This window comes from Bradyrhizobium sp. Arg237L, assembly GCF_029990105.1.
Classification (GTDB): Bacteria; Pseudomonadota; Alphaproteobacteria; order Rhizobiales; family Xanthobacteraceae; genus Bradyrhizobium.
Genome location: NZ_JAQMIL010000054.1, coordinates 1 through 13,761, shown reverse-complemented (window position 1 = coordinate 13,761; position 13,761 = coordinate 1). Strand labels below are relative to the sequence as shown.

Annotated in this window: 12 protein-coding genes; 4 read left to right on the top strand and 8 right to left on the bottom strand. The window is 63.6% G+C overall.

The genetic code is table 11. From position 1 onward, the window contains the following. Positions 1 to 17: 17 nt before the first annotated feature. The 5 genes from OZ411_RS28380 to OZ411_RS28360 form a co-directional block, all read right to left on the bottom strand. Positions 18 to 284: a hypothetical protein gene (locus tag OZ411_RS28380; RefSeq protein WP_130579080.1), complete on the bottom strand. Its 267-nt coding sequence runs from the start codon at positions 282 to 284 to the stop codon at positions 18 to 20. 65 nt (positions 285 to 349) lie between these two features. Continuing rightward, positions 350 to 1,405 carry an AraC family transcriptional regulator gene (locus OZ411_RS28375; protein WP_130579082.1) on the bottom strand — a complete coding sequence of 352 codons (1,056 nt, stop codon included), beginning with the start codon at positions 1,403 to 1,405 and terminating at the stop codon, positions 350 to 352. 385 nt (positions 1,406 to 1,790) lie between these two features. Then, positions 1,791 to 2,315 (bottom strand): FlgO family outer membrane protein, encoded by a 525-nt coding sequence (locus tag OZ411_RS28370; protein WP_130579084.1) that lies wholly within the window; start codon positions 2,313 to 2,315, stop codon positions 1,791 to 1,793. Positions 2,316 to 2,785: 470 nt separating this feature from the next. Then, positions 2,786 to 3,508: a CBS domain-containing protein gene (locus OZ411_RS28365; protein ID WP_282530608.1), complete on the bottom strand. Its 723-nt coding sequence runs from the start codon at positions 3,506 to 3,508 to the stop codon at positions 2,786 to 2,788. A 79-nt stretch (positions 3,509 to 3,587) separates the two neighbouring features. Then, a complete protein-coding gene (locus tag OZ411_RS28360) occupies positions 3,588 to 4,424 on the bottom strand; it encodes a universal stress protein (protein WP_282530607.1) in 837 nt (278 codons plus the stop codon). A gap of 168 nt (positions 4,425 to 4,592) precedes the next feature. Between OZ411_RS28360 and phbB the strand changes: the two genes are divergently transcribed. From phbB to OZ411_RS28345, 3 genes are all read left to right on the top strand, one after another. Next, the gene (gene phbB / locus OZ411_RS28355) at positions 4,593 to 5,321 is read left to right on the top strand and encodes an acetoacetyl-CoA reductase (protein WP_130583949.1); all 729 of its coding nucleotides are present in this window, start codon (positions 4,593 to 4,595) and stop codon (positions 5,319 to 5,321) included. Between the two features lie 47 nt (positions 5,322 to 5,368). Then, entirely contained in the window at positions 5,369 to 5,761 is a 393-nt protein-coding gene (locus OZ411_RS28350; protein ID WP_282530606.1) for a hypothetical protein, read from the top strand. Between the two features lie 275 nt (positions 5,762 to 6,036). After that, positions 6,037 to 7,848, top strand: coding sequence for an alpha/beta fold hydrolase (locus OZ411_RS28345; RefSeq protein ID WP_282530605.1), 1,812 nt, complete (start codon positions 6,037 to 6,039; stop codon positions 7,846 to 7,848). 90 nt (positions 7,849 to 7,938) lie between these two features. On the opposite strand, the gene OZ411_RS28340 is transcribed toward OZ411_RS28345, so the two are convergent. Next, complete coding sequence (locus tag OZ411_RS28340) at positions 7,939 to 9,480, bottom strand: bifunctional aminoglycoside phosphotransferase/ATP-binding protein (RefSeq protein ID WP_282530604.1); 1,542 nt, start codon at positions 9,478 to 9,480, stop codon at positions 7,939 to 7,941. Beyond that, positions 9,477 to 10,460, bottom strand: a complete 984-nt coding sequence (locus OZ411_RS28335) for a zinc-dependent alcohol dehydrogenase family protein (RefSeq protein ID WP_282530603.1) — start codon at positions 10,458 to 10,460, stop codon at positions 9,477 to 9,479. Before OZ411_RS28335 ends, OZ411_RS28340 begins: the two co-directional genes overlap by 4 nt. Before the next feature lie 386 nt (positions 10,461 to 10,846). Here OZ411_RS28335 and OZ411_RS28330 point away from each other — a divergent pair, with 386 nt between their 5' ends. Next, entirely contained in the window at positions 10,847 to 12,352 is a 1,506-nt protein-coding gene (locus OZ411_RS28330) for a CHAD domain-containing protein (protein ID WP_282530602.1), read from the top strand. 7 nt (positions 12,353 to 12,359) lie between these two features. Here OZ411_RS28330 and OZ411_RS28325 read toward each other — a convergent pair whose 3' ends face one another. Beyond that, positions 12,360 to 13,616, bottom strand: a complete 1,257-nt coding sequence (locus OZ411_RS28325) for a DUF763 domain-containing protein (RefSeq protein ID WP_282530601.1) — start codon at positions 13,614 to 13,616, stop codon at positions 12,360 to 12,362. Positions 13,617 to 13,761: the final 145 nt, after the last annotated feature.

Genomic DNA, 13,761 nt, shown 5'->3' with positions numbered 1-13,761 from the left:
CCGACGCTCTCCGTCCTTCACTGCATCAGCTTGATGCGTACCGGAGCAGCAGGTCGCGGTGCCCGTCCGAACTCCAAATGACCTGAGATCGTCGAGGGACCAATTACGGGCATCATATTGCTTTCCGGACGCCTAGCAACCTTAGCCAAAGGTGTTACACGATAACCGAAGGTGTCACCCGACAGCTCTGCGTCCGACAGGTCGAAATAGGAATAATATCGCTCCGCGCGGCAAAAGCGGCGATGCGCGGCGCACGCTGCCACGGCGGTGATGCCGATTTTCAATCGAATGATTGCAAATGACTATGGGGCGGCCGGTGTCGCAATTTGCGACACCGCCTCAGGTGCTTTCACAGCGAAGCGTGACCGCCCGCAGCAATGAGATGATCCGCGCGCCGTACTTCAGCCCGTGGCCGGCGGAAGGGAATCTTTGTCCGGACGCTCTGGTCGATCGGCGAGGGCGATGCGCTTCGGCTGGCGGTGCGCCAGCGCGCCGGCGTTTCCCCGGTGATGCGCTTGAAGACGGTCGAGAAATGCGCCTGGGTGCAGAAGCCTACCGCCAATGCGACCTCGGCGAGGGGCGTCTGGCCGTCGGACAGGATCGACTTCGCGCGGTCGACGCGCCGATGCAGCAGATATTCGCGCGGACGGAAACCTGTCGCTGCCCGGAATTGGGCCGCAAAATGCATGCGGGAGAGGCCGGCGGCCTTGGCCAGATCGGCAAGGCTGACGCTGCGATGGTAGTTTGCGTTGACATACTCCTCGACACGCCTGAGCCGCCATTTCGGCAGCGCGTTGACCTTGCTTCGCGGCGTCTCGAGCCTGGCGATATGCATGGCCAGCGTTTGACCAATGCAGCGGGTGAAAGCCGGGTCCCTGGCATTGCCGCGCTCGATCAGCGCCCTGCCGAGCTGCTCGGCAAAGGAGTCCCGCAGCAGGATCAGGTCGCCCAGATCTTCGCCGGTCGAGCAGGACTCCGCCGCGGCGCGGTGCCCGCGAAGATAGTCGGCGGAGACATGGAAGTGCAGGAAGTCGTAGGGGGCGTGAAACTGCGCACCGAGCTGGGTCGAAGGCGCCGTGACATGCAGGGTGCCCGCCGGCATGACCCCATCGAAGATGATCTGCCGTCCCCGTGTCAGGGTGAGGCGCGTGCTCTTCAGGGCGATCGCCACCACATATCGACCGGGCGGCGTTGCCGCCTCCTCGTATCGGGAACCGTCTTGCGAACCCGCCCAACGCGAAATTGCGATCTCCCCGATCGCAGCCGCATCATCCGGTTTCAGATCGCGCCACCTGTGCTCCTGGCGGAGCCCTTCGGTGTCAGGATGGACGTGGTGCGTTTCCGAGCCGATCGGAAGGCTGACGTGAGGGTGGCCCAGCCTCTCGTTGAAAGCCTGCGTAAGCATCGCTCATCCTTTCTAGTTTCAGTCGGCCTGCTTCATCGCCTGCGACTGAGGAACTTTGCGAATGCAACAGTTGCGATGCTGAAGAGCATATGCCCTTCGCGCTATGATGCTCGTTATAGATGCTTAGCGGGTGTTAGATATTGCAAAGGGCCGCAGCGCGGTCGCCCGCGCGTCGAGACGAATTTGCTTTAGTTCTGAAAGAGTTGGTCGAGAATAAAACTGTGAGGGAAGTCGTTAGTATGCCCCTGCGTATACCTTCGTATAGCTTTCGGGTTATCCGCCTCAACGCATGAGCCGTCAGAAAGTTTGCTTCTCTTCTGAAGAAAAAATATCCGACCATATTGTAGGGATTGTCGGGCCTCTCCTGCGATGACGCCGCGTCAAGTCACATCGACAGCAGCGTGGTCGTCGTCATCTGTGTCTTGCGCATCCAGGCGATCGGCAAGGTGGATTGAAGCGAGCTGGAAATGCGGGATGTGACCTGATCCTGCAACTTTAGTAGATCGGCCGCGCTTCCGTCGAAGCGATCCGCCCACAACTGCTCGCCGCTTTCGGCGTCGACCAGGCGCGCATTGACGCGAAGCTGGTCGGCGGAGCGAAGCACCGAACCGAGCAGCAGGTAGCGGACATTCAGCTCCTGACCGATCCGTTTGGGGTCGATCCTCTGGTTTCTGTCTGTCAGTGCCGAGCCGCCGGTGATGACGACAAGAGCGGGGATGTTGACCGACAAGTCGGTCGTCAGGTTCTCGACGACCGCATCGCCGAAATAATTCTGCGCCGGATCGCCACTGAGATTTTCGAAAGGCAGGACGGCAATGGAGAGGCGCGGCGCCGGCATCACCACCTCTCTGCGGCTGATCCAGTCATTGAGAGCCTTGTAGGTCGTCCAATAGCCGGTCAGGCCACCCAATACCGTCCCCACCGCAGCGAGCCCGGCTATTCCCGTGACGATGCGCCTTGTGCGCTGATGCCAACGCGGCGCAAAGCGCCATCCACGCGCGATAGCTTGCGGTCGCTCCGACAAGATGCCCGGGCTGCCGGCCGTTATCGTCTCGCTGTCAAATGCTCGCCCATCGTTGAGCATGGCGATAGTCCGATCTTGAACGAATTTCCGTGCGGCGGCTGCGTTGAAGCCGCGCCATACTTACGCGAAGGATACGCCAGCCGATAAGGCTTCGCCAGAATGCGCAAGAACTTTTCGTTCGATCCGGAATGTCGGTCGTACTTTTTCGATATGCGCTTGCCGTCGATCCTCGACGCATCAATCTTGATGCGCCCACGTTGCGTGCATTTCCGAAAGAGATCGGCCGCTTTCGGAAGATCGCTTCACGAGGCGTAGTTAGAAATCACGGAATCGGCAGAGCTCCCGGAGGGGGCGGTTCACCTCGCCGCCCCGACGTCTTCCGGCGGCTCCACGTAGTAGCCCGAATAAGTATCCACGAAGCAGAGATGGTCGTGGACCGCCTTAACGCCGGCGGTGTTCTCGGCGAGCACGATGGCCGCCTTGCGCGTGCTGTCGTCGAAGATGACGCCATGGAGATGAACGACGCCGTTGCGCACGGTGACCTGGAAGCCGGCGGGCCGCCAGTCCGTGTCCTGGATCTGACGCAGGATACGATCGCGGATATGCTGGTCGTCAGCGGTCGGGTTGGGGATTTCCTCGGCGAGGCTCGCGACCGCCTGAAGGATGCTGGCGCGGGTGATGATGCCGACGAGCATCTTGCCGCTCATCACCGGCAGGCGCTTCACGCCCTTCTTTTCCATGATGCGCACGAGCTCGTCCAACGGGGTCTGCTCGTCCACCGTGATCGGATCGGGCGTCATGACGTCTTCGACGTGACGCCCACGTTCATGCACGAAATCGATCGCCGCGCGGCCGGGCCCGGCGAAGAACTGCAGCCAGCCCGGGCGCCGGCGCCCGGTGCCGATCTCGCCGCGGCGAAGGAAGTCGCCCTCGGAGACGATGCCCTTGAGCATACCATCTTCGCCCATCACCGGCAGGCCGCTCAGGTGACAGCGCAGCATGATGTTGGCGGCATCCATGATGGATGCATGAGGGCTGATGGTGATGACGTCCCTGCTCATGATCTGGTGGGCGCGCATGCGTGTCTCCTGGAGCTGGAGCGTTTTCGAGCGAAGTGGATACCGGTTCGCGTAAAGAAAACGCGTCAAAACAAAGAATCTAGTGCGACATCAGCGTCGGCACGGTCATCGAGCGCAGCATGTCGCGCGTGACGCCGCCGAGCACGGTCTCCTTGAGGCGCGAATGCCCGTAGCCGCCCATCACCAGGAGATCGAGCGACTCGTCGGCCGCAAGCGACAGGATGCCCGGCTGGATTTCGGCATCATCCATCCTGAGCGAGGTCAGATGGACCGGGACGCCGACATGCGCGAGGTATCGCGCGAGATGGGTCGGCGACGCCTCGCTCGGCACGTTGTCGTCTTCGTTGACGGTGATGACCGTCAGCGCCTCGGCCGCCTTCAGGAACGGCATGGCGTCGTGCAGGGCGCGTGCCGCAACGCGGCTGCCATCCCAGCAGATGCCGATCCGCTTGGCCGCGAACGCGCCCTTGAACGTGTAGGGCATGAACAGCACCGGACCGCCGGCTTCGAACAGGGTTTCCTGGGCGAGGTTGTTGTCGAAGGTATCGCGATCGACCTCGGGCTGCGACACGATCGTCAGGTCGTGCAGCCTCGCGGCCGCGCCGACGATCTCGACCGCCTCGCCCGGAAGCGCGCTGAGGGCGCGACAGCGGTAGGTGATGCCTGCATTCTTTGCCTGCGCCTCGAACATGCGCAACGCGCCGTCAGCACGCTCGAACGCGCGCTGTCGCTCGATCTCGTAGATGGAGCCGACCGCGGCGCCGCCTTCCGCCGTCATCGGTATGCTGCTTACCTCGTAGCCTATCGCCAGCGCCTCGAGCTCGGCCTTGCATGCGGCCGCGAGCGATATCGAGCCATCGGCGACCGGACGCGCCGACAATTCCGTGGGCACCAGCGCCAGAATGTTCCTGTACATGGATCTCTCCGTGATGACGGACGAAAGCCGCCTGCGGGGCGCTTCACGTCGTTGGCGAACTCACTATGTCAGCGCAGTTTCCTCCCCTTGTTGACCCACATCAAAGGGCATTCGGCCTCCCTTCCCTATTGGTTCACGGCCAGGTTGCAGACGCAAGGGAGGATCGACATGGCACGCGTTGCATTGGTTACGGGCGGCGTTCGGGGGATTGGCGCCGCGATCGCACGGGCGCTTCAATCCGCAGGTTACCGCGTCGCGGCGACCTATGCCGGCAACACCAAGGCCGCGGAGGCGTTTCACGCTGAAACAGCCATACCGGTGTTTCAATGGGATGTCGGCGATTTCGCCGCCTGCGGCGCCGGCGTGAAGCAAGTGGAAGCCGCGCTCGGTCCGATCGAAATTCTCGTGAACAATGCCGGCATCATCAGCGACAGCAGCCTGCACAAGATGACGAAGGCGCAATGGGATGCGGTGATCAATACCGACCTCAACGCCTTGTTCAACATGTGCCGGTCCGTGATCGAGGGCATGCGGTCGCGCAAGTTCGGCCGCATCGTCAACATCGCGTCGATCAACGGCCAGAAGGGCCAGTTCGGACAAACGAATTATTCGGCCGCGAAGGCCGGCGAGCTCGGCTTCACGCGGGCACTTGCGCTCGAGAGCGCGAAGGTCGGCATCACCGTCAACGCGATCTGTCCAGGCTATACCCATACCGAGATGCTGGATGCGGTCTCGCCGGAGGTCATGAAGGACGTGATCCTGCCGCAGATTCCGGTCGGCAGGCTCGGCCGGCCCGAGGAAATCGCGCGCGCCGTCGTCTTTCTCGCCGCCGACGAGGCCGGCTACATCACCGGATCGACGCTGTCGATCAATGGCGGCCAATATATGGGCGGCTGAGCGCCATCGAATCCACCAAGACCGCTGAATTGGAGCAAGGAGAAGCAATGTCCAGCACCGCTACGCCGAAGACGACCACGACGCATGCCCATGCCATCGTCTGGATCGATCATCTCACCGCCAAGATCTTCGGGATGGGATTGACCGGCGTCGACACCATCGTGGTGCCCGCCCACCTTGCCTCGTCCCATCTGCATCACAAGGCCAACAGCGTCGGCGCGGGCAAGGTCGAGAGCGATCCAAACTTTTTGGTGACGATCGGCCAGGCGTTGCAGAATTGCACGAATGTCCTGATCATGGGGCCGGGGAACGAGAAGACCGAGCTGCTGCACCATCTGCAGGACACGCACCCGAACATCATCCTGCGCGTCGAGGCGAGCGATCACCCGACCGACAAGGAGATCATCGCCCGCGGCAAGGAATTTTTCGGCTTCGCTTAAAGCTGGAGCGCGTTGACTTCACCTCTCCCGCTTGCGGGAGAGGTCGGCGCGCCAGCGCCGGGTGAGGGCTCTCTCTACTGGGGGACTCGTGGAGAGGGCCCTCACCCCAACCCTCTCCCGCAAGCGGGAGAGGGAGCGCAGCATCCGTCGTGGACGCAATTCGCTGCACGCGGTTCGGACCGCCTGATCCATACGGGAGGCCGTGGCAAACCAGTTTGACGCAGCTCAAACGGTCCGTGGCGGTGCTAGCGTAAATGGAACCAATGGAGATTGGTATGACAGCGCAGGCCATGGATTCCAAAGTCGTCACATTCGAGCCGGTCAAGCCGCGGTCGCAGGACGGCGCGGTACGAGCACCGTCCGAGCCGGTATCGGCATTCGACGTGATCGATCACCTCGCCCATGCCACGATCGCCCGCTGGACCGGCGGCTTGTCTCCCGCCGCGCTGACGCTGGCGATGCTCGACTGGCAGCTCCATTTGGCGATCTCGCCGGGCAAGCAGCTTACGCTGACACGGGATGCGATCCGCGACGCGATGCAGTTTTTCGAGACACTCGCGAGCCCGCATCCGGTCTATCGCACCTGGAGCATGATCGCGCCGGCGCCGAACGACCGGCGGTTTTCCGAGCCGGATTGGGAATTGCCGGCCTTCAACATGCTGGCGCAGGCATTCCTGTTGACCGAGCGATGGTGGCAATCCGCGACCACTGATGTTCATGGCGTGGCGCGGCACGATGCGGCGATCGCGGATTTCGCGATCCGGCAGTGGCTGGATGTGCTGGCGCCGACGAATTTCGCGCTGACCAATCCCGAGGTGCTGCGCAAGATCATGGAGACCGGCGGCGGCAACTTCGTCGGCGGCCTGCACAACTGGCTCGAGGACTGGAAGGCGCTGGTGACCGGTCACGGGCTGGAACATGAGTTCGCCGTCGGCCAGAACGTCGCCGTCACCAAGGGCAAGTTGATCTATCGCAACGAACTGATCGAGCTGATCCAGTATTCGCCGACCACGTCGCAAGTCCGACCCGAGCCGGTCCTGATCGTGCCGGCCTGGATCATGAAATACTACATCCTCGATTTGTCGCCGCACAATTCGCTGGTGCGTTTCCTGGTCGAGAACGGCTTTACCGTCTTCATGATATCCTGGCGCAACCCGACGCCCGAGGACCGCGACATCAGTCTCGAAGACTATCGCCGGCTTGGCGTCGATGCCGCGATCGAGGTCATCAACCGGATCGTCCCCGGCCAGCCGATTCACGCCACCGGCTACTGCCTCGGCGGCACGCTGCTGTCGATTGCGGCGGCGCGGCTGAGCAAGGGGAAGCCGGACTGCCTGCGCACCGTGACGCTGCTTGCCGCACAGACCGATTTCACCGAGGCCGGCGAGCTCACGCTCTTCATCAATGAAAGCCAGGTCGCGTTCCTGGAGGACATGATGTGGCAGCGCGGCGTGCTCGAGACCAACCAGATGGCGGGCGCCTTTCAGATGCTGCGCTCCAACGACCTGATCTGGTCGCGGATGATCCGCGACTACCTGATCGGAGAGCGGCAGCCGCTCAGCGACCTCATGGCATGGAATGCGGATGCCACCCGCATGCCCTATCGAATGCATTCCGAATATCTCCGCCAGCTCTTCCTCGACAACGATCTTGCCGAAGGGCGCTATCGCGTCGACGGCCAGCCGATCTCGCTGTCCGATCTGCATGCGCCGATGTTCGTCGTCGGCACGCTTCGCGATCACGTCGCTCCCTGGAAGTCGACCTTCAAGATCCATTTCCTTGCGGATGCGGACACGACCTTTGTGCTCACGAACGGCGGACACAATGCCGGCATCGTCGCGGCTCCCAACGAGCCGTGGCATTCCTACCAGGTCCTGACCAAGCTGAAGGACGGGCCTTATATCGGGCCGGATGAATGGCTGAAGGTCGCGCCAAAGCGCGAAGGCTCCTGGTGGCACGAATGGGTCGCGTTCCTGAATGCCCATTCCGGCGAACCGGTCTCCCCGCCATCCATGGGCGGCGCCGGCAAGGACGAGGACGCCACCGCGCTGGAGGCTGCGCCCGGCCGCTACGTGCTGCAGCACTAGCCCGTAGCCCGGGTGGAGCGCCAGCGTAACCCGGGACCTCTGGGTCAGCGTTGCGCGCGGCCCCGGGTTACGCGTTCCGCTTCACCCGGGCTACAGGCCATCCCGTGGAAGATGTGGGATGCTCCGCTTCAACGTCTCTTCCGGCGTTCCCGACGCATCCACGATCGCCCAATCGACAGCGCCGGTGTCGATGCTTTCCTGGAATAGCGCTACGTCTTGGGTTGCGTCGGATGCGTCGTTCCGGCGCGCGCCGATGCGCGCGAGGCGGACGGAAGTCTCGGCAACAAGGAATATCCCAAAGAAATCGACGCCGAGGGAAGCCGCGAGCGGGCGAAGCTGGTTTCGCTCGTCTTGCTTCAGGAGCGCGGCGTCGACCACTGCGGAAAGCCCCTGAGCCAGCACAGCTCGCGCGCGGTCCAGCATCGCGTCGTAGACGCGTTCGGACGTTCCGGGCGCGTAAGCCGACTCGGGCAGTTTGACCAGCGGACCGACGCCAAAGATCTCCTTGCGGATCACATCCGAGCGCAACAGCACCGCGCCGGGTGCGGGCTGGACCAGTCCGGCGATGGCGCGTGCCAGCACGCTCTTGCCGGTGCCGGAGCGACCGCCGACTGCGATCAGCGACGGTTGTCCCGGCGCGATCAGTTCGCGTGCGAGTTCGAAATACGACTGCGCGTCCGACAGCACGGCGGCGCCGCCGCCCTGCGCATGCTTGGTCAGGAGCACATTGGCCCTGATCGCGGCGCGGATGGACAGGAACAGCGGCAGCAAGGCGAGCGCGCCGGCGTTCTGCTGCCATGTGGCCTGCAGATAGGAATTCAACAGCCGGTTCGCGGCAGCACGGTTGCCGAAATGCAAGAGGTCCATCAGCGGAAAGGCGAGGTCGTAGAGAACATCCGTGGTGGCGATGACGGGATCGAATTCGATCGCATCGAACAGGCGCGGCTTGCCGTCGATCAGCACGATGTTGCCGAGATGCGCGTCGCCATGGCATCGTCGCACCATTCTGGCGGCGGCGCGCTGCTTCAGAAGCGGTTCGCTCTTGGCGAGCAGATTGCAGTTCAGGACATGCAGCCGCTCGACCTCGGCGCCGGCAAGCGCGGGATGGCCGCGAAACGCGATCGTGTTGCGCTCGATGATGCCAGGAAGCGACGCGAGCCAGGTCTCGCCATCTGAAACCGGCGCGCTGTCATGGGATGCCGCGATCGCCTTGGCCAGCGGCTCGGCCAGTTCTGGCGTGATCTCGCCTCTCCCCGCCAGATGGTCGAGCGTCTGCTTCTCGTCGAACCGCGCCATCTCGACCGCCCACTCGATGACGTCTCCCTTGCCGCCGAGCTCAGGGCCAGCTTCGCCTTCCGTGATCGGCACGACGCCGCGATAGATATCTGGTGCGAAACGCCGATTGACGGCGATCTCCTCCTCGCAGGCGTGCTTGCGCTTGTCGAGCGAGGAGTAATCGAGATAGGGCAACCGTACGGCGCGCTTGATCTTGTAGACGCGGTCGGGCTTCAGGAACACGATCGAACCGTGCGTATCGACGCGCTGGGTGTCATGCCCGCCGGACGGCTTGCCGAGAAAATCCAGCACGCGGTCCTGCTCGGTTGTGCCTTGATGCGGGGATGGTGGCGTCATGGCTGCAACACCGCCGCGCCGACCAGATTGCCGCTGCGCAGGCGCGTCAGCGCCTCATTGGCCTGATCCAGCGGAAAGGTGGTCGTCGTCGTCTCGATGCCAGCCTCGCGCGCCACCTTCAGAAAATCCCTGCCGTCCTGCCGCGTCAGATTGGCAACCGAGACGATCTGCCGCTCCTCCCAGAGAATGTCGTAAGGAAAGGACGGAATGTCCGACATGTGGATGCCGGCGCAGACCACGCGGCCGCCTTTGCGTAAAGTTCGCAACGCCTGCGGCACCAAGGCACCAACCGGCGCATAGATGATGGCGGCGTCCAGCTCGGCCGGCGGCTCGTCGCCGGAGGCGCCCGCCCAGTCGGCGCCAAGCGACAGAGCGAGCTGTTGCGCCTCGGTGTCGCCGTCGCGCGTGAAAGCGTAGATCTCGCGGCCTTGCCAGCGCGCGACCTGCGCGATGATGTGGCCGGCAGCACCGAAGCCATAGATGCCGAGGCGCTTGCCGTCGCCGGCCATCACCAGCGAGCGCCAGCCAATCAAGCCGGCGCAGAGCAGCGGCGCCAGCGCGACATCGTCGCCGTCCTCGCCGAGCGGAAAGCAATAGCGCGCATCGGCGATCAGGTGGCTCGCAAACCCGCCATCGCGCGTGTAGCCGGTGAAGCGTGGATGGTCGCAGAGGTTCTCCTTGCCTTCGCGGCAATAGGGGCAGGTGCCGCAGGTGAAGCCGAGCCAGGGCACGCCGACGCGCATGCCGGGCGCGAGGCCGTCGACAGCCTCGCCAAGCCCATCGACGCGGCCGACGACCTCGTGACCGGGAACGATTGGATAGCGGATGTCGGGCAATTCGCCGTCGACGACATGCAGGTCGGTGCGGCAGACGCCGCAGGCGGAGACCTTGATGCGCACCTCGCTCGGTCCGGGCGATGGATCGGGACGCTGCTCGCGCACGAGCGGCGTGTTAGGTGCCTGAAGAACCATCGCGTACATCAGCAACACCTCTCTGAGGCCACAGGGGAAACTTGCGGTCTTTTTTGCGTTGGTTCCAGTCTGCCGCGCATGCTCCGGGTCTCACTTGATTTCGCTCAACGCCCGTCCTTCGGACAGGCCGTAGACAAGCATCTTGGTCATTCCGGGGCGATGCGCAGCATCGAACCTGGAATCCATTTCACCGCTTGCATATGTCGCAAGATGGATTCTCTGATGTGCGCTTGCACATCATAGTTCGCGCGTTGCGCGCCCCGGAATGACAGAAGGGATGCCGTAGCGCGGGTTCGACCTTCTCGGTGTGAAACTATGATCGGCAGCGCGGCACTCTTCGCCGCTCTCGCGCGTTATACGTTTGCGGGCGGGCCGAAGAGCGATACGGAGCAAGCATGGCTGTCGAGACGGAACTGAAATTTCGCGTCGCCGCGCGCAACCTCAAATCTCTCGCCGGCTGGCGCATTCCCGGCGGAAAAATGGGTGAACGGTCGGAGAGCGATCTGCTCTCGACCTATTTCGATACCGGGAAACACAAGCTGAAGCGCCACGGCCTGACGCTTCGCGTACGGCAAAACGGCAGTACGAACATCCAGACGATCAAGTCGGCGAATGGCGCGCAGTTTGGCCGAGGCGAATGGGAAGCCGAGATCAAGAACGGCACGCCGGACCTTCGTGAGGCCGACAACACTCCGCTCGAGCCGCTCGCCTCGAGGAAGCTGCAACGCAAGCTGAAGCCCGTGTTCAAGACGGCGATTCATCGCACCACCGTTCCGCTCCGGACCAGGAGAAGCGAGATCGAACTCGCCATCGATCGGGGAAGGATCGTCGCGGGTCACCGAGCGAGCCCTGTCGAGGAACTCGAACTTGAGCTGAAACGCGGGCGGCTGGCCGATCTGTTCCGCGTCGCCAGAGCGATCGAGCAACGGTCGGGAGCCGAGCTCGACTTGCGGTCAAAATCGGACCGCGGCTATGGCCTCGTGCGCGGTAGCGAGGAACCGGTCGTTTTCGCCGAGCCGATCGAGTTGGAAGCCGATATGACAGCGGGCGAGGCGTTCCACGTCATCGCCCGCGCGACGGTTCGTCATTTCTCTGGAAACGCGGATACCGTCCGCAATCTTGATGCGGAAGGCGTTCACCAGATGCGGGTAGGACTCCGGCGGCTGCGCGCGGCGATCTCGCTGTTCTCCAAGGTGCTGCCTCGTGCCAGGACGGGGGCCCTTAAGCGCGAGCTGAAGTGGCTCACGGCTGAGCTCGCGCCTGCGCGCGAAATCGACGTGTTCATCAAGGAGCAGGTCGAGCCGGTCACGCATGACCGTGCGCTGAGCCGTGGCGGCAAGGCCATCAAGGAGGAGTTCGGCGAGAAGCGCGCCAATGCCCTTGCGCGAGCGAAGAGGGTGGTGAGCTCGGAACGGTTCCGCAGGCTGCTGGTCGACACGCTGGAGTGGATCGAGTCGAAGCCGAACTCGCCAAACGCGCACGGGGACATCCCGATCGAAAAATTCGCGACCGACGTTTTGCACCGCCGTACCACGAAGGCGCGCAAGCAAGGCCAGCATCTTGATCGGCTGTCGCCGCGCGCGCGGCACAAGCTCCGGATCAGGATCAAGAAGATCAGGTATGCGGTTGACTTCTTTGAGACGCTTTTTCCGGCCAAGCGCGACCGAAAGCGGCTCAAGCGCCTGTCCAGCCATCTCAAGAAGATCCAGGATGCGCTCGGCGCGTTGAACGACTTTGTTGCGCATCGGAAGATGGCCATGGCGGCGGCGCTGCAGGCGCCGCGCGAGAACAGGCGGGCGCGTGCGCTTGCGGCCGGCGTGGTGGTTGGCCGCGAGGACAAGGCGATCAGGCCGCTGATCAAGTCCGCGCTCAAGGAGGCGCGACAGCTACAAGTGGTGTGAATTCGCGCTACTTCGATTTGTCCGATGTCGCGCGCTTGCTGCCGGCGATATCCGCCTCCCATCCGAACACGGAGCGGCCGCCGAGCGCGGGCGATCGGTTGCGTTCCTGCGCGACGAACGCATCGAAGGATGGGCCGGTTGCGGTTCGCTCCAAGAGGCGCGCCTGATTGTCGAGGCGCTTTAGCGCCTGTATCTCTTCGTCGCGGCCGAGGCTCGCGTGCTGCACGGCCGATTTCAGCACGCGGATGGTTTCGTCGTAGACCTTGATCGGCACCGGATAGGGATGGCGGTCCTTGCCGCCATGGGCGAGCGAGAACCGCGCGGGATCCTTGAACCGGTAGGGCGCGCCATGGACGACTTCGGCGACCATCGCGAGCGACTGCACGGTGCGCGCGCCGACGCCTGATGTCAGCAGCAGTTCGGGAAAATCGCGCGGGCCGCATTCGGCGGCTGCCGCCAGCGTGCCGTGCAAGCGGCGCGTGAACACGTCGCTGGCGCGCACGTCGTGATGCGCGGGCATGATCAGATGCGGCAGCTCCGGCTGCGGATCGGGCTGCTTCGAAAGCGCGGCATATTCGCGTGCGATGCCGTCGGGCCCGAGCGCGCCGAGCAGATCGAGCTGTGCCGAGCGCGAGCGTTCGGCGCGGTGGTCGGTCAGGTTGATGATCTCGCCCTGCGCGGGACCGTCGATGGCGCTGTGCGGCTCGTCGACGAAGCTGCGCAGGTTTTCGGAATGCCAGTGATAGCGGCGCGCCTGCCGCTTGTCGCCGTTCATGCCCTGCTGCACCACGGTCCACTTGCTGTCCTCGGTGACGAAGAAGCCGTGCAGATAGAGCTCGAAGCCGTCCTGGACGGCGGCGCTGTCGACCTTGGCCACCAGCCGGCTCGCGCGTGTCAGTGCCGCGCCGTCGAAGCCGGTGCGTTCGCCGAGCGCGGTCAATTCGTCCGGCGTGCGGCGCGAGTTGCTGCCGCGGCCGCCGCAGACATAGATGCCGAGCTCGCCTTGCAGCGGCACGAGCCCGCGCTTCAATGCGCCGATCACGGATGTGGTGATTCCAGAGGAATGCCAGTCCATACCCATGACCGCGCCGAAGGATTGGAACCAGAACGGATGGGCGAGGCGCTGCAGGAACTCCTCGCGCCCGTAATGGTGGACGATCGCCTGCGTGATGATCGCGCCGAGTGCCGACATGCGCTGGCCCAGCCACGCGGGCACGCGCCCGTTATGGAGCGGAAGGTCGGCGCTGCCGGTTCGTCGTGCCATGGGGGTCCCGATGCTGAATCAGACGGAGTGTAGCAGCTCTTGCTTCACCTCTCCCAGAGGGAGAGGCGCAGTTTCGGTCCTGACCGGCTACATGGGTAACAGAATAGACCGGCGACATGGGTAACAGGTCAACTGGTCGGCAAGG